We start from the raw sequence: 18,218 nt of genomic DNA, 5'->3' as shown, positions 1-18,218 counted from the left end.
AGACCCGTCGGGGCTAGCCTGACCGCATGACCGGATTCGTAGATCCGGTCACAAGGTCGGGAGGTGGCGTGACGGCAGTGGTGCCGGCCGGGGACGGGGCGGACCTGGCGCGGATGGAACGGGTGCTCGACGCGGCGGCCGAGCTGCTGGTCCGCCAGGGCTACCGGCGGGTCACGGTGGAGGACGTCGCGCGCCGCGCCGGCGTCGGGAAGGGCACCGTCTACCTGCACGTCCGCAGCAAGGACGCGCTGTTCCTCACCGTGCTGCTGCGGTCGCAGCGGCGGCTGTTCGCCGAGCTGGCCGACCGGATGCTCGCCGAGCACGTCGTCGCCCTGCCCTGGGGGATGTCGCGCGTGCTCTACGAGCGGCTGCGCGCCGACGAGGTCGCCCGGGTGCTCTACCTCGGCGACACCGAGGTGCTCGGCCGGCTCGCGCACGAGGCCGCGGGGACCCTCGGGGAGCTCGGGCGCCGCCGCGACGCCGTGGTGCGCGAGCACTTCCGGCTGCTGCGCGCGGCCCGCCTGGTCGACGACGACATCGCCGCCGACGAGCAGATCCACGCCTGGGGCGCGGTGACCTGGGGGTACTTCCTCGCCGAGGGCACCGGGAGCGCGTTCGCCCCGGCCGGCCCGGCGCGCACCGCCGCACTGATCGAGCACGGCCTGGCCCGGCAGCTCGCCGGGCCCGCCCCCGCGTCCCGCGCCGCGGACCTCGCGGGGGAGGTCGCCGCCCTGTACCGGCCACTGGTCGCCCACATCGACGACGAGTGGAGACGTCGCGTCCGCTGACCCGGGCGCGCGAGGAGAGGATCCCCGAGATGGCCGCACCGAGTGCCGTGGACCTGATGGACCCGGCCGTCACCGCCGACCCGTACACCGCCTACGGGCGGATGCGCGAGCAGGCGCCCACCACCACCGTGACGATGCTGGGCAGCCCGCCCGCCGTGCTCGTCACCCGCTACGACGACGTCCGCACGGTCCTGACCGACCCGCGGTTCGTGACCGATCCGGCGCTCGCGGGCGGGCCGGACATCCGCGAGAAGATCATGGCGACGATGGGGGTGCCCGACGACGTCGCGGGCTACCTGGTGCGCACCATCCTCACCGTCGACGGCGACGAGCACACCCGGCTGCGCAAGCTCGTGTCGCGCGCGTTCACGGTGAAGCGGGTGGCGGCGCTGCGCCCGCGGGTGGAGGAGATCACCGCCGCCCTGCTCGACGACGTGGCCGCCGCCGGGGCCGGTGGCGCGCCGGTGGACCTGGTGGAGGCGCTGGCCTACCCGCTGCCGATCACCGTGATCTGCGAGCTCGTCGGGGTGCCCGGGCCCGAGCGCCCGCAGTGGCACGAATGGGGCGCGGTGCTGACCACGATGGACCGCGAGCGGACCGGGCCCGCGCTGCGGGCGGCGATCGCCCACGTGCACGCCCTCATCGACGCCCGCCGGGCCGAGCCCGCCGACGACCTGGTCAGCGCTCTGATCTCCGCCCAGGACGACGACGGCGACCGCCTCTCGGACCGCGAGATGGTCACGATGATCTTCGCGATCGTCATGGCCGGGCACGAGACGACGGCGCACCTGGTCACCAACGGCGTGCTGGCGCTGCTGGGCGCCCCGGACCAGCTCGCCGCGCTGCGGGCCGACCCGGCGGGCTGGCCGGGCGCGGTGCACGAGCTGATGCGCGCCCGCGGCCCGGTGCAGTTCACCCAGTTCCGGTACCCGACCGTCGACGTCGAGCTGGGCGGCACCGTCGTGCCCGCCGGGACCCCGGTCATCGCCGGGCTGCTGCCGGCCAACCACGACCCGCGGGCCTACGACCGGCCCGACGAGCTCGACGTCGCCCGGGAGACCGGGCGGGGCGAGGGACACCTCGGGTTCGGGCAGGGCGCGCACTACTGCCTGGGTGCCGCGCTGGCCCGGCAGGAGGGCGAGGTGGCCTTCCGGATGCTGTTCGAACGCTTCCCCGGCCTGCGGCTCGCCGTGCCGGCCGCGGAGGTCACCTGGCTGCCCCGTCCCGGGTTCAGCCGGGTGGCGGCGTTGCCGGTGCTCACCGGGTGATCGCCGGGAGTGGAGCGCCGGGGGCAGTGCACTGCGTCCTGCGCTCCACTCCCGCCGATCATGCCCGCGCGTCGTGCAGGATCAGCAGCGCCCAGGCGGCGAGCGACTGGGCGTCGGTCAGCTCGCCGCGGCGGACCATCGCCTCGAACCCGTCCGGGGTGAACCAGGCGGCGCGCATGTCCTGCTCGGAGTGCTCGCGGCGCGGCGGGCCCGCGGTCAGCCCGGTCGCGAGGTAGACGTGACCGCGCTGGCTGGACATGCCCGGCGCGCAGTCCAGCGTGCCGAGCAGGGTCATCCGCGCCGCGGCCAGCCCGGTCTCCTCGACGAGCTCGCGCACCGCCAGCTCGGCCGGGTCCACGTCGGCCCGGTCGGGCGCGGTGCCCGCCGGGAACTCCCAGCGGCGGCCGCCCACCGGGTAGCGGTACTGCTCGACCAGGTGCAGACGGCCGTCGTCGTCGCGGGGGATCACCAGGGCGTAGGTGGGCTTGTCGACGACGCCGTAGATCCCCCGGGTGCCGTCGGCACGCCGGATGCCGTCCTCCCGGACGGTCATCCAGTCGTTGGCGTACACCCGGCGGCTCGAGGTCTGCTCGATCACCCGCCCAGGATGATCCATCCACCCGGCCTTACAGTGAGCCGGGTGCGTCTCGTCATCGCCCGCTGCCAGGTGGACTACGTCGGACGGCTGACCGCCCACCTGCCCATGGCCCTCCGTCTGCTGCTGGTCAAGCGGGACGGCTCGGTGAGCATCCACGCCGACGACCGCGCCTACAAGCCGCTCAACTGGATGTCGCCACCGTGCTGGCTCACCGAGGAGCCCGGCGTGTGGACGGTGCGGAACAAGGCCGACGAGTCGCTGGTCATCACCATCGACGAGGTGCTGCACGACTCCAGCCACGAGCTCGGTGTCGATCCCGGCCTGGTCAAGGACGGCGTCGAGGCGCACCTGCAGGAGCTGCTCGCCGCGCACCCGGAGACCTTCGGGGAGGGCCACACGCTGGTCCGCCGCGAGTACATGACCGCCGTCGGCCCGGTCGACCTGCTGCTGCGCGACGGGAACGGCGCGCACGTCGCGGTCGAGGTGAAGCGCCGCGGCGAGATCGACGGCGTCGAGCAGCTCACCCGGTACCTGGAGCTGATGAACCGCGACCCGCTGCTCGCGCCGGTGCACGGGGTGTTCGCGGCCCAGCAGATCAAGCCGCAGGCCCGCACGCTGGCCGTCGACCGCGGGATCCGCTGCGTGACCGTCGACTACGACGCGCTGCGCGGGATGGCGCGCGACGACCTGCTCCTGTTCTGAGGCGGCCCCGCCGGGCCAGCGCAGGCCCGGCCGGGCCCTGCCACGGCGTCTAGCCTGACCGCGTGAGTGCCACCGCCGCTGACTCCGCCCGCACGACCGCCGCCGCGCCCGCCTCGGGGGACTTCGCGTCCCTCTCCCCGCGCACCGGGGAGGAGCTCGCCCGCTACCCCGTCCACGACGGCGAGCACGTGCGTGCCGCCGTCCGCGACGCCGGCGAGGCCGGGGTGTGGTGGGACGGGCTCGGGTTCGCCGAGCGCCGTCGCCGGCTCGCGGCCTGGAAGAAGGTGCTGGTCGCGCAGCTCGACCGGGTTGCCGGTGTCGTCGCCGCCGAGACCGGCAAGCCGCTCGACGACGCCCGCCTCGAGGTCGTGCTCGCCATCGACCACCTGGACTGGGCCTCGGCCAACGCCGCGAAGGTGCTCGGGAAGCGTTCGGTGTCCCCGGGCCTGCTGATGGCGAATCAGGCGGCGTCGGTGGCGTACCGGTCGCTGGGCGTCGTCGGCGTCATCGGGCCGTGGAACTACCCGATCTTCACCCCGATGGGCTCGATCGCCTACGCGCTGGCCGCCGGCAACACCGTGGTGTTCAAGCCCTCGGAGCTGACCCCGGGCGTCGGGCACGAGATCGCCCGCACGCTCGCCGAGGCCGTTCCCGAGGTGGGCCGCCACCCGCTGCTGACCGTCGTCACCGGGTTCGGGCCGACCGGCGCCGAGCTGTGCCGCGCCCCCGGCGTCGGCAAGATCGCGTTCACCGGGTCCGCCGCGACCGGCCGCCGGGTGATGGCCTCCTGCGCGGAGAACCTGGTTCCGGTGCTCATGGAGTGCGGCGGCAAGGACCCGCTGATCGTCGACGCCGACGCCGACCTCGACGCCGCCGCGGACGCCGCCGTCTGGGGCGGGATGTCCAACGCGGGCCAGACCTGCGTCGGGGTGGAGCGGGTCTACGTCGTCGAGTCCGTCGCGGGCCGGTTCCTGGAGAAGGTGCGGGCCTCGGCGTCGAAGCTGCAGGTCGGCACGGCCACGAACGAGGGTGACCTCGGGCCGATGACGATGCCGTCGCAGACCGAGATCGTGCGCCGGCACGTCACCGACGCCCTGGAGCGCGGTGGCCGCGCGATCGTCGGCGGCGCCGACTCGGTGCCCGCCCAGGGCGGGTCGATCTCGCCGGTCGTCATCGCCGACGTGCCCGAGGACTCCGTCGCGGTCACCGAGGAGACCTTCGGTCCGCTGGTCGTGGTCAACCGGGTGCCCGACGTCGACGAGGCGGTCCGCCGCGCCAACGCCACCGGCTACGGCCTCGGCGCGACCGTGTTCTCCGCGAAGCACGGCGAGCAGATCGCCGAGCGGCTCCGCTGCGGGATGGTCTCGATCAACGGCGTGATCTCCTTCGCCGGGATCCCGTCGCTGCCCTTCGGCGGGGTGGGGGAGTCCGGCTTCGGACGCATCCACGGCGCCGACGGCCTGCGCGAGTTCACCCGCGCCCAGTCGATCGCCCGGCAGCGGTTCGGGATGCCGATCGTCGTCACCAGCTTCCGGCGGACCGCGCGCACGATGCAGACGCTGGTCGGGATCGTCAAGGCCCGCCACGGGCGCTGAGGGACCCCCTCACCCGACGACCAGGACCGTTCCCGCACGTCGGGGTGGTCCTGGTCGCATGTTACCCACTGGTAGCACCGCTGGATGACAGGATGCGCGACGACGCGGAAGACAGGGTTGTCGAACCAGGAGGTTGCAGCGTGACACGTGAGTTCCGGACCGTCGGAGTGGTCGGCCTCGGCACGATGGGGGCGGGCATCGTCGAGGTCTTCGCCCGCAACGGTCTCGACGTGGTCGCCGTCGAGGTGGACGAGGCGTCGGGAGAGCGCGGCCGGGCCCACCTGACGGCCTCGACCGACCGCGCCATCGAGCGCGGCAAGCTCACCCGGGAGCAGGCGGACGAGCTCCTCGGTCGCATCACCGTCACCACCACCCTGGCCGACCTGGCGCCGGCGCAGCTGGTCGTCGAGGCCATCCCGGAGAGCCTGGACGCCAAGACCGCGCTGCTGGCCGAGGTCGACAAGGTCGTCGCCGAGGACACCATCCTCGCCTCGAACACCTCGTCGCTGTCGGTCACCGAGCTGGCCGTGCGCACCACGCGTCCCGGCAAGGTCGTCGGGATGCACTTCTTCAACCCGGCACCGGTGCAGAAGCTGGTCGAGGTCGTGCGGACCGTCGTCACCGAGCCCGACGTCATCTCCGACGTCCAGGCGTTCGCCGACTCCCTCGGCAAGGTCCCGGTCGTCATCGGCGACCGCGCCGGCTTCATCGCCAACGCGCTGCTGTTCGGCTACCTGAACCACGCGGCGAAGATGTACGCCGAGCGCTACGCCAGCCGCGAGGACCTCGACGCCGGCATGCGCTACGGCTGCGGCTACCCGATGGGCCCGCTGGCCCTGCTCGACCTCATCGGCCTCGACACCGCCTACGAGATCCTCGAGACGATGTACGGCGAGTCGCGCAACCTGATGCACGCGCCGAACCCGGTGTTCAAGCAGATGATCACCGCCGGGCTGCTCGGCCGGAAGACCGGGCGCGGCTTCTACACCTACTCCGCCCCGCACAGCTCCACCGTCGTCGCCGACGGCGAGACCCCCGCCTCGGCCGTGCCCGACGACGTGACCCTGCGCGACGTGCAGCGGGTCGGCGTGATCGGCACCGGCACCATGGCCTCGGGCATCGTCGAGGTGTTCGCCAAGGCCGGCTACGACGTCGTCGTCCGCGGGCGCAGCGACTCCAAGGTCGAGGGCTCGGTCGCGCTGGTGCGCAAGTCCCTGGACAAGGCGGTCGCCCGCGGCAAGCTGGACGAGGCGGGTCGCGACGCCGTCCTCGCCCGGATCAGCGGCACCACCGCGCTGGAGGACATGGCCGAGGTCGACCTCGTCGTCGAGGCCGTCGCCGAGGAGCTCGACGTCAAGCGGGCGATGTTCGGCGCGCTCGACGAGATCTGCAAGCCGGGCGCGATCCTGGCGACGACGACGTCCTCGCTGCCCGTCGTCGAGTGCGCCGCGGTCACGAGCCGCCCCGGCGACGTGATCGGCATGCACTTCTTCAACCCCGCACCGGTGATGAAGCTGGTCGAGGTGGTGTCCACGATCGGCACCTCGCGCGATGTGGCCGCCACGATCCTCGACGTGTGCCAGAAGCTGAAGAAGGTCCCGGTCAGCTGCGGTGACCGGGCCGGGTTCATCGTCAACGCGCTGCTGTTCCCGTACCTGAACGACGCGGTCAAGATGCTGGAGGCGCACTACGCGACCGCCGACGACATCGACGCCGCCATGAAGACCGGCTGCGCGCTGCCGATGGGCCCGTTCGAGCTGCTCGACGTCGTCGGGCTCGACGTGTCGCTGGCGATCGAGAAGTCCCTCTACGCCGAGTTCCACCAGGCCGGGTTCGCCCCCGCGCCGCTGCTGGAGCACCTGGTCACCGCGGGCCGGCTCGGGCGCAAGACCGGTCACGGGTTCCGGGACTACACCAAGCGCTGAGGGATCCCGGCACCCCTGGGACACTGGGGGGCATGGCAGGACGGCGTGCACGACGGCCCCGCCCCTCGGAACGGGGGCGGGGCCGTCCCGTCGCGCCACCGCTGGGCAGCGGCATGACGACCGACCTGGAGAGCGGCCGCGACGGCGAGCACTACGTCCGCCGGGTGCCGGGCGGCACCACCGTGAAGCACTACCGGTGCCCCGGCTGCGACCAGCTGCTGCCCTCGGGGATGCCGCACGTGGTGACCTGGCCCGCCGAGGACGGCCGCGGGGTCGAGGAGCGGCGGCACTGGCACCTGCCGTGCTGGAACGCGCGCGACCGTCGGCGGGCGGGCTTCCGGCGGCACTGAGCGGCGCGGTGCCGGTTCCCGGCGGTACCGAGCGGCGCGGTGCGGTTCCCGGCGGCCCCGCGCCGCGCGGGGCCGGTTCCCGGCCGTACCGCGCCGCGCGGACGGGTCCCGCTCAGCGGGTGCGTGCGGTGCGCTTGCTGCCGCCGTAGCTGCTGCGGGCCCGCGGCGAGGGCCGGGGGCGGCCGGACCCGGAGCTCCCGCTGCCCGTCGGCCCGGCCGGGGGCTCCGGCTCGCTCCCCGCGGCGGCGGGCCGGCGCTCCGTCGCCGCGACGGCCTCCTCGACCGTGCGGGGCGTGCTCGGGGGGGTGTCGGCCGCGCCCGGCGCCGTGGGAGCCACGGTGGTCGGCGGCTCGGCGGTCCCGGCCGCGGGCTGCTCGACGGGGGCCTGCCCCGCGGGCGGCCCGTCGGCGGGCAGGTCGGCCAGGGCCGGGCCCGCATCGAGGTCGTCGACGCCGGACTCGATGAGCGACCGCGCGCCACGCAGCTGCTCGGCGACCCGGGCGCGCAGCCCGATGAGCTGCTCGACGCGGCGCTGGGCGGCGGAGGTGGTCTCCTCGGCGTCCCGGCGGGCGTCGGACCGGATCTTCTCGCCGTCGGTGCGGGCCTGGTCCAGGTCGCGGCGGATCCGCTCGGCGGCCTCGCGCTCACGGCGCGAGATGTCGGCCTCGAGCGCGTCGCGCTCGGCGAACAGCGAGGTCAGCGCCTCGGTACGGCGCTGGTCCATCGCGATCCGGAAGTCGTGCTCGACCTGCTCGCGGTTCTCCCGGGCCTCGGTGTCGGCGCGGGTGATCCGGGCGGTGACGGTGCGCTCGGCCTCGGCGAGCTCGCGCTCGGTGGTGCTGCACTGCTCGGCGAGGTCGCGCTCGGTCGTCGTGCGCTGCTCGGCCAGTTCGGCCTCGGTGACGCGTCGCCGCTCGGCGAGCTCGGCCTCGGTGCGCTCACGCAGCGCCGCCAGCTCCCGCTCGACGCGGGACTGCTTCTCCTCGGCGGCGCGCTCCCGCTCGGCGGTCCGGTGCGCGGCCTCCGCGGCCGTGGCCTCGGCCTGTGCGACCGTCTGCTCGGCCCGGACGCGCGCGTCCTCGACGACGGCGCGGGCGTGCTCCTCGGCCTGGCGGCGCTGCTCGGCGATCTCGCGGTTCGCCGCGGCGTGCATCTCGGCGACCTCGTCCTCGGCGAGACGCAGCATCGACCGGAGCCGCTCGCTCATGCCCTGCACGCTCTGCGGCGGGCCGGCGAGCCGGTTGACCTGCTGCTGCATGGCCTCGGCGCGGGTACGGGCGTCGTCGAGCTCGCGGCTCAGCCGGGTGTTCTGGGCGACCGCCGCGTCACGGTCGGCCGCCAGCATGCGTACCTCGGCGTCGAGCCGGCGCAGGTGGCTGTCGACCTGCGCCTGGTCGTAGCCGCGGCGCGCGATCGAGAAACCGGTCCGGGGTACGGGCACATCGTGGTCACCGGCCATGTCGTTCACCGTACCGTCGCCGACGTTCCACAGACGTGAGTTCGCACCGAGGGTCACGGGGTTCACCCCGCTATGGACAGAGGCCCCGTCCGTGTGACACGGACGGGGCCTCCGGACGACCGATCGGGGGTCAGACGCCGCGGAACCGGTTGATGCCGGACAGGTGCTTCTCGCGCTTCTCCGGGTTCGTGACACCGAGTCCCTCCTCGGGAGCCAGCGCGAGCACGCCGACCTTGCCCTGGTGGAGGTTCTGCTTGACGTCGTTGGCGGCCTGGCCGGTCTCGGTCAGCGGGTACACCCGCGACAGCGTCGGGTGGATCATGCCCTTGGCGACGAGCCGGTTGGCCTCGTAGGCCTCGCGGTAGTTCGCGAAGTGCGAGCCGACGATCCGCTTGAGGTTCATCCACAGGTAGCGGTTGTCGAACTCGTGCATGTAGCCCGAGGTCGAGGCGCAGGTGACGATCTGGCCGCCCTTGCGGGTGACGTAGACCGAGGCGCCGAAGGTCTCGCGGCCCGGGTGCTCGAAGACGATGTCAGGGTCCTCGCCGCCGGTGAGCTCGCGGATCTTCGCGCCGAGCCGCTTCCACTCCTTCGGGTCCTGGGTGGTCTCGTCCTTCCAGAACTTGTAGCCCTCGGCGTTGCGGTCGATGACCAGCTCCGCGCCCATGTCGCGGCAGATCTGGGCCTTCTCCTCCGAGGAGACGACGCAGATCGGGGTGGCGCCGCCGTTGAGGGCGAACTGGGTGGCGTAGGAGCCGAGGCCGCCGGAGGCGCCCCAGATCAGCACGACGTCGCCCTGCTTCATGTCGGCGCCGTTCTTCGACACCAGCTGGCGGTAGGCGGTGGAGTTGACCAGGCCCGGGGACGCGGCCTCCTCCCAGGTGAGGTGGTCCGGCTTCGGCATCAGCTGGTTGGACTTGACCAGGGCCAGCTCGGCGAGGCCGCCGAAGTTGGTCTCGAAGCCCCAGATGCGCTGCTCCGGGTCCATCATCGTGTCGGAGTGCCCGTCCGGGCTCTCCAGCTCGACCGAGAGGCAGTGCGCGACGACCTGGTCGCCCGGCTTCCAGCTGTTCACGCCCGGCCCGGTCCGCACGACGACGCCGGCGAGGTCGGAGCCGACCACGTGGTAGGGCAGGTCGTGCCGCTTGGCCAGCGGCGAGAGCTTGCCGTAGCGCTTGAGGAAGCTGAACGTCGAGACCGGCTCGAAGATCGAGGTCCAGACGGTGTTGTAGTTGATCGCGCTGGCCATGACGGCCACGAGCGCCTCACCGGGGCCGAGCTCGGGGACCGGGACGTCCTCGACGCGCAGGCTCTTGCGCGGGTCCTTCTCCTTGGTGGTCAGACCCTCGAACATGTCCGCGTCCTCGGCGCGGACGGTGACGCCCTGGTAGTGCTCGGGCACCTCCAGGCCTCCGACGTCGGTGAACCGTCCGGCGAGGATGGCGTCGCGGATGTCCTTCACTGCTGGCCTCCGATGGCGACGTTGTCAGGGGAGTCGGGTGGGCTCACCCGATGATGCTTGGGATACCGCAAGTTACTGCGTAGTATCTTAACCGTAGGTCGCCGGTGAGGGTGATACCCGAAGTGCGCTTCGTGATGCACCCCACCGGACGTCCGTACTGTCCTTCGGGACGGGGTCGTGCGTCGTCCGTCAGTGCGCGTCCGCGGCCGGCTCGACGAGCTCGACCAGCACCCCGCCGGCGTCCTTCGGGTGCACGAAGTTGACCTTCGAGTTCGACGTGCCGCGGCGGGGGGCGTCGTAGAGCAGGCGCAGGCCCTTCGCCCGCAGCGCGTCCGCCGCGGCGGCGACGTCGGTGACCCGGTAGGCGACCTGCTGCAGCCCCGGGCCGTTGCGGCCGATGAACTTCGCGATCGTCGAGTCCTCGTTCAGCGGGGCGAGCAGCTGCACCTTCGTGGCGCCGGCCGCCTCGCCGGGCGCCCCGAGCATGGCCTCGCGCACGCCCTGCTCGGTGTTGGTCTCGGTGTGCACCGCGACCAGGCCCAGGTTCTCCGCGTACCAGCGGATGGCCTCGTCCAGGTCGGGCACCGCGATGCCCACGTGGTCCACGGCCACGACCAGCGGCGACAGGGCGTCCTCGGTTGTCGTCATGGGGGCAGAAGCTACCGGTTCTACTCGTCGGTAGGTGCCTGTGCCACTGGTCACCCCCACCGTTCGGTGCGTCCGGACGGGTCGTGGTCGTGGGTATGGTGGCGGCCCACCTGACAACGAAGCCTGATGGAGGACCCCGTGTCCGGAACCGTGATCGTCGCCGGCGCCCGCACCCCGATGGGCCGTCTGCTCGGCTCCCTGAAGGGCTTCTCCGGGGCCCAGCTGGGCGGCGTGGCCATCAAGGCCGCGCTCGAGCGCGCCGGTGTGGCCCCCGACCAGGTCCAGTACACGATCATGGGGCAGGTCCTCACCGCCGGCGCGGGACAGATCCCGGCGCGTCAGGCCGCCGTCGAGGCCGGCATCCCGATGGACGTCCCGGCGCTGACCATCAACAAGGTCTGCCTGTCCGGTGTCGACGCCATCGCGCTGGCCGACCAGCTCATCCGCGCCGGCGAGTTCGACATCGTCGTCGCCGGTGGCCAGGAGTCGATGACCCAGGCCCCGCACCTGCTCACCAAGTCCCGCGAGGGCACCAAGTTCGGTGACGCCACCCTCACCGACCACATGGCCTACGACGGTCTGTTCTGCGCGTTCGACCAGGTCGCGATGGGCGCCTCCACCGAGAAGTACAACGAGCGCTACGGCCTGACCCGCGAGGAGCAGGACGCCTTCTCCGCCCGCTCGCACCAGCGCGCCGCCCGCGCCGCGCAGGACGGCACGTTCGACCAGGAGATCGCCCCGGTCGAGATCCCGCAGCGCAAGGGCGACCCGGTCGTCTTCTCGACCGACGAGGGCGTGCGCGGCGACACCACCGCCGAGGGCCTGGGCAAGCTCCGGCCCGCCTTCGCCGCCGACGGCACCATCACCGCGGGGTCGGCCTCGCAGATCTCCGACGGCGCGGCCGCCGTGGTCGTGATGAGCAAGGCCAAGGCCGAGGAGCTGGGCCTGGACTGGATCGCCGAGATCGGCGCGCACGGCGTCGTCGCCGGTCCGGACGCCTCGCTGCACGAGCAGCCCGCGAACGCGATCGCCAAGGCGTGCGAGAAGGAGGGCATCCAGCCCGCCGACCTCGACCTCATCGAGATCAACGAGGCGTTCGCCGCGGTCGGCATCGTCTCCGCCCGCAAGCTCGGCATCGACGAGGAGAAGGTGAACGTCGACGGCGGCGCCATCGCCCTCGGCCACCCGATCGGCATGTCCGGCGCGCGGATCGCGCTGCACCTGGCGCTCGCGCTCAAGGCGCGCGGTGGCGGCGTCGGTGCGGCCGCGCTGTGCGGCGGCGGTGGCCAGGGCGACGCGCTGATCGTGCGCGTCCCCAAGGCCTGATCTCCGTGTAGTCCACGTCGGCCCCCGCCTCGGCGGGGGCCGACGTGCATCCGCCCCCCGACAAGGAGGCCGACCGTGTCCGGACCGCCGGACCCCCGCGACCTGGTGGAACGCGCCCGCCGCGGCGAACAGCTCGCCGTCGCCCGGCTCATCTCGATGGTGGAGAACGCCGGCCCGCAGCTGCGGGAGGTGTCGGCGGCGCTGTCGCCGCACACCGGGCGCGCGCACGTCGTCGGGCTGACCGGGTCCCCGGGGGTGGGCAAGTCGACGTCGACGTCGGCGCTGGTCACCGAGCTGCGGACGCGCGGACGCCGGGTCGGGGTGCTGGCGGTGGACCCGTCCTCACCGTTCAGCGGCGGGGCGCTGCTGGGCGACCGGGTGCGGATGGGCGACCACGCCGACGACGACGGCGTCTTCATCCGGTCGATGGCCACCCGCGGGCACCTGGGCGGGCTGTCCTGGGCGACGCCGCAGGCCCTGCGGGTACTCGACGCGGCGGGCTGCGACGTCGTGCTGATCGAGACCGTCGGTGTCGGGCAGTCCGAGGTGGAGATCGTCGGGCTCGCCGACAGCACCGTCGTGCTGCTCGCGCCCGGGATGGGCGACGGCATCCAGGCGGCCAAGGCCGGGATCCTGGAGATCGGCGACGTCTTCGTGGTCAACAAGGCCGACCGCGAGGGGGCCCGCCGCACGGTGCGCGAGCTGCGGAACATGCTGCACCTGCGCACGCCGGACGGTGCCGAGAGGAGCGCAGGCGGAACGAGCATCGGCGCCGAGCCGTGGGAGCCGCCGGTGCTCTCGACGGTCGCGTCCCGCTCGGAGGGGATCGGGGCCGTCGCCGACGCCCTCGACGAGCACCTCGCCTGGGCCGAGAAGTCCGGTGAACGGGAACGGCGGCGCCGCGAGCGGGCGCGCCGCGAGATCGAGGGCATCGGGATGGAACAGGTCCGGGCCCGGATGGAACGGGTGCGTGGCGGCGACGCGCTCGACACCCTCACCGAGCGGGTGCTGGGCGGCGAGCTGGACCCGTGGGCCGCCGCCGACGAGCTGCTGGAACAGTCGGGCTGAGCCGGTACCCCGGTCAGGGGGGCGTGGCCCCGGGCAGCGTCGCGAGCCGGTCGAGGACGCGCTGCGACCCGCTGCGCAGGGCGAGTGCCCGGGCCCGGGCGTGGGCGGCCCGCGCGGCGGGGCCGTCGCCGTCGCGCAGGGCGGTGAGCACCTCGTCCAGGGCGAGGTCGGTGCGCTCGCGGACCGGCCTCTGCGGCGGGCCGTCGGCGACGGTGAGCCACCCGGGCGCGGTGTGGACGTCGACGGTCGGGCAGGGCCCGGGGCCGGCCCGCCCGGTCTCGCCGCTGTCCCCGGTCCCGCTGCTGTGCCCGGTCTCGCCGCTGTGCCCGGTCTCGTCCCCGGTCTCGTCCCCGGGCCCGGCGGCGCCCGTCGAGGTGGCCGCGCGCCGTCCGGTGGCGCCGTGCGGTCCGGCCGGATCCGGAGCACCGTCCTGCGCGTCGACGGCCGGCAGCTCGGCCAGCAGCCGCTCCCGCCGGTGCCGGGCCTCGTCCGCGGTCCCCGGGTCACCGGCTCGCAGGGCGGCGGACTCCGCCTCGACGTAGGCCGCCCACGCCCGGTCCGGGGCGGCACGGTCGCGTTCCTGGTCCCCGAGCCGCAGCGCGGCCGCGGCCAGCAGCCCGGTGAGCGCCCGCACCCGGCGCGGGTCCCGCGCGTGCGCGGCCGGCTCGCGCAGCTGGGCGACCACGGCGGCCACCGCGTCGTGGGCGGCGGCCGTGCCCAGCCGGTCGTCCAGCGCGGTGGTGGCGGCCCACTGGGCGCGCAGCAGGTCCAGCTCCTCCTCCCCGACGGCGGCGGCCCGCTCCAGCGCCGCACGCAGCCGCGCCGCCCCGTCGAGGGGGTCCGGTCCGGTCGCGTCGGCGAGGCCGAGCCCGGCGGGGGTGCTGTCGTACAGCTCGGACAGGAGTGCGCGGTGCGCGGCGTCCGGGACGGCGTGGCCGTTCTCCCAGCGCGACAGCTGGGTCTTCAGGCTCGCGGCCCGCGCGGTGCCGCCGCTCCCGGCGACGAGCGCGGCCAGCGCGCGGGCCGCCTCGGACTGGGACCATCCCCGCCGGTCGCGCGCCGCCCGCAGCGCCGCGCCGGTACCGGGCCGGGCGGGGGAGGGCCGGTCGGCAGAGGGCAGTGGAGCGTGCACGCGACCGATTCTGTCGGTGCCCCGTCGTAGGGTCAACACCGTTGACGCAACCCGTGTCACCACCACCCCCGAATCCTCCGGAGCGTGCCCGTGGACCTCATCGACTACCTGGCGTGCGTGGGTCTGTCCGGCCTCAGCGGAGCGCTGGCCGGGCGGGCCGCGGTGCGGCGGATGCTGTGGCCCCGGCCGCCCCGCGGATCGGTGATGCGCAGCTGGCGCGGCCCGGGACACGGCGGTCCGCCACCGGGCGGGCCGGGACGGCGGAGACGGGCCGGCTGAGGTGCGCGGATCAGGCGAAGTCGCCGGCGGCGCGGCGCACCGAGCGCAGCAGCGCGGTCAGCTGCTCCTCCTCCGCCGGGTCCAGCCCGGACAGGCCGAAGTCGATGCCGGTCACCGCGGCCGTGGCCTTCTCCAGCCGGGCGCGCCCCTCGGTGGTCAGCTCGACCAGGGTGGCGCGGCGGTCGGTGGGGTGCGGCATCCGCCGGACGAGGTCGTCGCCCTGCAGGCGGTCGACGATGTTGGTCACGCTCGTCGGGTGCAGCTGCAGGCGCTCGCCCATCACCCGCATCGGGAGGCTGCCGCGGCGCGCGAAGTCCAGCAGCACCAGGGCCTCGTAGCGGGCGAAGGTCAGCCCGTGCGGCCGCAGCGCCGTGTCGACGGCGGAGAGCAGGATCTGCTGCACCCGCATCACGCTGGTGACCGTCGCCATCGTGCGCGCGGGGCCGACCCGCTCCTCCCAGAGCTCGGCCGCACGCTGGATCGGGTCGAAGGGGAGCGACCCGCGGGATGCCATGGCCCGACGCTAGCAAGTGCCGTGACCGGATCCGTTCCGTACGCCGGGCGTGGCACGGTGTCGGCATGCTCTTCGCCTTCAGCATCGCCCCGTCCGGATCGGACTCCGGGGACGGCAGCGTCGGTGCGGCCGTCGCCGAGGCCGTCCGGGTGGTCCGCGAGTCCGGCCTGCCGAACGAGACCACCTCGATGTTCACCACGATCGAGTCCGAGACCTGGGACGAGGGGATGGCGGTGGTCAAGCGCGCCGTCGAGGCCGTCACCGCCGTGTCGCCGCGGGTCAGCCTGGTCCTCAAGGCCGACATCCGGCCCGGGTACCAGGGGCAGCTGCGGGCCAAGGTGGAGCGGGTCGAGGAGCACCTGCGCGGGGGCGGCGCGTGAGCGCCCCGGCCGGACCGGGGGCCGGGGGACCCGGTCCGGCACGGGTCGTGCTGGTCCACGGCGCCTGGCACCGCGGGGTGTCGTGGGCGCCGGTGGCCGAGGCACTGGCGGCCCGGGGTGTGGCGGCGGTCGCGCCGGACCTCCCGTCCGACGAGCCGGGGGTCGGCCACGCCGAGCTCGTCGGCGCGGTCCTGTCCGGGGCCGGCGACGGGCCGGGCGGGCCCGGTCACCGGGGCGACGGTCCGCCGCTCGTGCTGGTCGGCCACTCGCTCGGCGGCCTCGTGGCCACCGCGGCCGCCGGCCGGATCGCCGACCGCGTCCGGGCGCTGGTCCTGGTCGCGGCGCTCGTCCCCGAGCCGGGTCGTCCCTACCGGGACCGGATGCGTGCCGAGCGCGACCTGATGGTCGCCGGCTACGACGCGGAGGTCCGTCGCGGCCCGGGGGTCAGCACGTACTGGCCGGACGCACGGACCGTCGCCGACGGGCTCTACCGGGGCGTCGCCGACGAGCTCGACGCGGCGGGACGCGACGGGCGGGCCGTGGTCGCGGACGCGGCGGCGGAGCTGCGCCTGCAGGACTGGTCGCTGCTCGCCGAGCCGTGCCCGGTGTCGTCGTGGCCCGCGGTGCCGACGGTGTCGGTGGTGTGCGCGGAGGACCGGGTCGTCAGCCCCGTCGCGGGACGGCGGGAGGCGGACCGGGTCGGCGCGCGGCTCGTGGAGCTCGCGGGCGGGCACTTCCCGATGCTCACCCGGCCGGAGGAGACGGCGGAGCTGCTGGCCGGGCTCGCCGCGCCGGCCTGACGACGGGCCCTGCCGGCCGACGCGCACCGGGGCGGGGTCACCGGAGCGCCGGTGGCCGGGACGACGACGGCCGGTGACGGGAGACCCGTCACCGGCCGTCGGGCGCCCGGACCGGGTCCGGAGGCCGTGTCGTCGTCGCGGCGTACCGCGAGGAGGGCCGTCGTCAGCCCGCCATGATCGTCGAGAAGTAGTACACGCCGGCGAGGATGCCGACGAAGCTGACGGTCATGCCGATCTGGGCGAGCTTGGCCATGCCCGGCTTGCGGTAGGCGAGGAAGCCGGTGACCAGGCCCGCGGCACCCAGGATCCAGGCGGCGATCGGGACGAGGAACGCGGCGATCGCGATGATGCCCAGCGCCAGCGACGCGTAGGCCAGGGTCGGCTTGTCGGTCGTCTGCATGTTGCTCATCGGGTTGGAGCCCTCCGTTGTGCGCCGGGGTGCCGGCGGTCGTTCTGTCGGGGAAGGGAACCGCGGGGTGGGGCAACCGGGGGAACGCCCCGCCGCGGTCACGCAGAGTCAGCATCGAGTCCCTGCAGGGTGTTCAACGAGTGACGACGCCCGGTGTTGCTCCGCCGGTCCGGTGATCGTGGGAGCGCCGTCGTCCCCGCCGTCGGCCGTGCGGCCCGGTACCGGGGGCCGGGCCGGCGACCGAACGGCGCAGGGGCGGCCGGACGGAGCAGCGTCGCCCGGGGTGGGGAGGGGACGGGCCGGGAGCGGACGAGCGCCCGAGCCGGCGAGGGGATGACGCCGACCGGCCGGTGGCGCACGCGTCGCGCGGGGGCGCGTGTCACCGGGCGGGGCGTGTCACGCCGGACACCCGGACGTGCCAGGATGGTCGGCGTGTCTCGCCCAGATCCTCGTCAGGCGGCCCAGCGTGCGGCGATGTCCTCGGCCATGGCCGGGGCGGTCGACCTCTCCGGGCTGAAGGCCCGTGCCGATGCGGCGAACCGTCCCGCCCCGTCCGGCGGCGGCGCGGGTGCTCCGCCCGCGCCCGGCGGGGGCGACGGCTCCTGGGTCGTCGACGCGACCGAGCAGGGCTTCCAGAACGAGGTCCTCGAGCCGTCGCTGCAGGTCCCGGTCGTCGTCGAGCTGTGGGCCAGCCGCTACCCGCGCGAGGAGCAGCTGTCGGCCGAGCTGGAGCGGCTCGCCTCGACCGGCGGCGGCGCCTGGCGGCTGGCCCGGGTCGACATCGACACCCAGCCCCGGGTCGCCCAGGCCTTCGGCGTGCAGCAGGTCCCGATGCTGGTCGTGCTCGTCGGCGGTCAGCCGGTCGACGCGGTCAACGGCGCGATCCCCGAGGACCGGGTCGCCGAGTGGGTGACGTCCCTGCTCGACGCGCTGCGCGACCGGATGCCCGCCATCGCCGAGGGGGAGCGCCGGGCGGCCGCGGCCGGTTCGGACGAGCCCGTCGAGGAGCCCGAGGACCCGCGCTTCACCGCCGCCGAGGACGCCCTGGAACAGGGTGACTACGCCGCCGCCGAGGCCGCCTACACCGCGATCCTCGACACCGAGCCCGCCAACGAGCAGGCGAAGGCGGCGCTGGCGCAGGTCCGCTTCCTCGCCCGCGCCGAGCAGGCCGACCCGTCGTCGATCGAGCGGGCGGACGCCGCGCCCGACGACGTCGACGCCCAGCTCGCCGCGGCCGACGCCGAGCTGGCCGCCGACCGGGTCGAGGCCGCCTTCACCCGGCTGGTCGCCACCGTCGCCCGGACCGGGGGCGAGGACCGTGACCGGGCCCGCGGGCACCTCGTCGGGCTCTTCGAGCTCTTCCCGGCCGACGACCCGCGGGTCGCCACGGCCCGGCGCGCGCTCGCCCGCGCCCTGTTCTGAGCCGGATCCCGCCCCGATGACCCACCGGCCGCCGGAGGTCCGCCTGCGGACCCCGCGGCCGCCGGAGACGGTGCCCACGAGGACCGGGTCGGC

General features: G+C 74.6%; 19 protein-coding genes. 12 read left to right on the top strand and 7 right to left on the bottom strand.

The annotated features are described in order from the left end of the window. Positions 1–68: 68 nt before the first annotated feature. Entirely contained in the window at positions 69–788 is a 720-nt protein-coding gene (locus ZF1_RS21760) for a TetR/AcrR family transcriptional regulator (protein WP_346105469.1), read from the top strand. Between the two features lie 29 nt (positions 789–817). Beyond that, a complete protein-coding gene (locus tag ZF1_RS21755) occupies positions 818–2,056 on the top strand; it encodes a cytochrome P450 family protein (protein ID WP_405415396.1) in 1,239 nt (412 codons plus the stop codon). 58 nt (positions 2,057–2,114) lie between these two features. Here the strand turns inward: ZF1_RS21755 and ZF1_RS21750 are convergent, their stop codons facing one another. After that, positions 2,115–2,651, bottom strand: a complete 537-nt coding sequence (locus ZF1_RS21750) for an NUDIX domain-containing protein (protein WP_455752482.1) — start codon at positions 2,649–2,651, stop codon at positions 2,115–2,117. A 45-nt stretch (positions 2,652–2,696) separates the two neighbouring features. Here ZF1_RS21750 and nucS point away from each other — a divergent pair, with 45 nt between their 5' ends. The 4 genes from nucS to ZF1_RS21730 all read left to right on the top strand — a co-directional run bounded on the left by nucS (position 2,697) and on the right by ZF1_RS21730 (position 7,226). Beyond that, positions 2,697–3,356, top strand: a complete 660-nt coding sequence (nucS, locus tag ZF1_RS21745) for an endonuclease NucS (RefSeq protein WP_251784096.1) — start codon at positions 2,697–2,699, stop codon at positions 3,354–3,356. Between the two features lie 62 nt (positions 3,357–3,418). Continuing rightward, positions 3,419–4,951, top strand: a complete 1,533-nt coding sequence (locus ZF1_RS21740; protein WP_405415399.1) for an aldehyde dehydrogenase family protein — start codon at positions 3,419–3,421, stop codon at positions 4,949–4,951. 140 nt (positions 4,952–5,091) lie between these two features. Then, positions 5,092–6,876: a 3-hydroxyacyl-CoA dehydrogenase family protein gene (locus ZF1_RS21735; RefSeq protein WP_405415401.1), complete on the top strand. Its 1,785-nt coding sequence runs from the start codon at positions 5,092–5,094 to the stop codon at positions 6,874–6,876. Positions 6,877–6,989: 113 nt separating this feature from the next. After that, positions 6,990–7,226, top strand: coding sequence for a hypothetical protein (locus ZF1_RS21730; RefSeq protein ID WP_083474308.1), 237 nt, complete (start codon positions 6,990–6,992; stop codon positions 7,224–7,226). 112 nt (positions 7,227–7,338) lie between these two features. Here the strand turns inward: ZF1_RS21730 and ZF1_RS21725 are convergent, their stop codons facing one another. The 3 genes from ZF1_RS21725 to mce form a co-directional block, all read right to left on the bottom strand. Beyond that, entirely contained in the window at positions 7,339–8,685 is a 1,347-nt protein-coding gene (locus ZF1_RS21725; protein ID WP_482638223.1) for a hypothetical protein, read from the bottom strand. Positions 8,686–8,815: 130 nt separating this feature from the next. Continuing rightward, positions 8,816–10,147 carry a crotonyl-CoA carboxylase/reductase gene (ccrA, locus tag ZF1_RS21720; protein WP_062397321.1) on the bottom strand — a complete coding sequence of 444 codons (1,332 nt, stop codon included), beginning with the start codon at positions 10,145–10,147 and terminating at the stop codon, positions 8,816–8,818. A gap of 189 nt (positions 10,148–10,336) precedes the next feature. After that, entirely contained in the window at positions 10,337–10,795 is a 459-nt protein-coding gene (mce, locus tag ZF1_RS21715; RefSeq protein ID WP_062397320.1) for a methylmalonyl-CoA epimerase, read from the bottom strand. Positions 10,796–10,933: 138 nt separating this feature from the next. Here mce and ZF1_RS21710 point away from each other — a divergent pair, with 138 nt between their 5' ends. Beyond that, positions 10,934–12,121, top strand: a complete 1,188-nt coding sequence (locus tag ZF1_RS21710; RefSeq protein ID WP_208824852.1) for an acetyl-CoA C-acetyltransferase — start codon at positions 10,934–10,936, stop codon at positions 12,119–12,121. 75 nt (positions 12,122–12,196) lie between these two features. After that, positions 12,197–13,189, top strand: coding sequence for a methylmalonyl Co-A mutase-associated GTPase MeaB (gene meaB, locus ZF1_RS21705; protein ID WP_482638222.1), 993 nt, complete (start codon positions 12,197–12,199; stop codon positions 13,187–13,189). A gap of 13 nt (positions 13,190–13,202) precedes the next feature. Here the strand turns inward: meaB and ZF1_RS21700 are convergent, their stop codons facing one another. Then, positions 13,203–14,321, bottom strand: coding sequence for a hypothetical protein (locus tag ZF1_RS21700; protein WP_482638221.1), 1,119 nt, complete (start codon positions 14,319–14,321; stop codon positions 13,203–13,205). Between the two features lie 84 nt (positions 14,322–14,405). Here ZF1_RS21700 and ZF1_RS21695 point away from each other — a divergent pair, with 84 nt between their 5' ends. After that, positions 14,406–14,600 (top strand): hypothetical protein, encoded by a 195-nt coding sequence (locus ZF1_RS21695; protein WP_357436724.1) that lies wholly within the window; start codon positions 14,406–14,408, stop codon positions 14,598–14,600. Positions 14,601–14,610: 10 nt separating this feature from the next. Here ZF1_RS21695 and ZF1_RS21690 read toward each other — a convergent pair whose 3' ends face one another. Then, complete coding sequence (locus ZF1_RS21690; RefSeq protein WP_357436720.1) at positions 14,611–15,114, bottom strand: MarR family winged helix-turn-helix transcriptional regulator; 504 nt, start codon at positions 15,112–15,114, stop codon at positions 14,611–14,613. Between the two features lie 65 nt (positions 15,115–15,179). Between ZF1_RS21690 and ZF1_RS21685 the strand changes: the two genes are divergently transcribed. Continuing rightward, positions 15,180–15,494 carry a thiamine-binding protein gene (locus ZF1_RS21685; RefSeq protein WP_357436714.1) on the top strand — a complete coding sequence of 105 codons (315 nt, stop codon included), beginning with the start codon at positions 15,180–15,182 and terminating at the stop codon, positions 15,492–15,494. Further along, a complete protein-coding gene (locus ZF1_RS21680) occupies positions 15,491–16,294 on the top strand; it encodes an alpha/beta fold hydrolase (RefSeq protein WP_476652447.1) in 804 nt (267 codons plus the stop codon). The genes ZF1_RS21685 and ZF1_RS21680 overlap by 4 nt, the downstream gene beginning before the upstream one ends. 163 nt (positions 16,295–16,457) lie before the next feature. Here ZF1_RS21680 and ZF1_RS21675 read toward each other — a convergent pair whose 3' ends face one another. Next, a complete protein-coding gene (locus ZF1_RS21675) occupies positions 16,458–16,703 on the bottom strand; it encodes a hypothetical protein (RefSeq protein WP_062397308.1) in 246 nt (81 codons plus the stop codon). A 474-nt stretch (positions 16,704–17,177) separates the two neighbouring features. Between ZF1_RS21675 and ZF1_RS21670 the strand changes: the two genes are divergently transcribed. Beyond that, positions 17,178–18,125, top strand: a complete 948-nt coding sequence (locus tag ZF1_RS21670) for a tetratricopeptide repeat protein (RefSeq protein WP_405415416.1) — start codon at positions 17,178–17,180, stop codon at positions 18,123–18,125. The last annotated feature ends 93 nt before the right edge of the window (positions 18,126–18,218 follow it).

This window comes from Pseudonocardia sp. ZF1, assembly GCF_056835605.1.
The sequence above is the reverse complement of the archived record's forward strand: the minus strand, read 5'-3'. Positions and strand labels throughout refer to the sequence as shown.

Bases quoted from the DNA above. Each gene is read 5' to 3' on its own strand.
- ZF1_RS21685 (WP_357436714.1), top strand. From the start codon at position 15,180: ATGCTCTTCGCCTTCAGCATCGCCCCGTCCGGATCGGACTCCGGGGAC.
- ZF1_RS21725 (WP_482638223.1), bottom strand. From the start codon at position 8,685: ATGGCCGGTGACCACGATGTGCCCGTACCCCGGACCGGTTTCTCGATC.
- ZF1_RS21730 (WP_083474308.1), top strand. From the start codon at position 6,990: ATGACGACCGACCTGGAGAGCGGCCGCGACGGCGAGCACTACGTCCGC.
- ZF1_RS21755 (WP_405415396.1), top strand. From the start codon at position 818: ATGGCCGCACCGAGTGCCGTGGACCTGATGGACCCGGCCGTCACCGCC.
- mce (WP_062397320.1), bottom strand. From the start codon at position 10,795: ATGACGACAACCGAGGACGCCCTGTCGCCGCTGGTCGTGGCCGTGGAC.
- ZF1_RS21690 (WP_357436720.1), bottom strand. From the start codon at position 15,114: ATGGCATCCCGCGGGTCGCTCCCCTTCGACCCGATCCAGCGTGCGGCC.
- ZF1_RS21675 (WP_062397308.1), bottom strand. From the start codon at position 16,703: ATGAGCAACATGCAGACGACCGACAAGCCGACCCTGGCCTACGCGTCG.
- ZF1_RS21670 (WP_405415416.1), top strand. From the start codon at position 17,178: ATGTCCTCGGCCATGGCCGGGGCGGTCGACCTCTCCGGGCTGAAGGCC.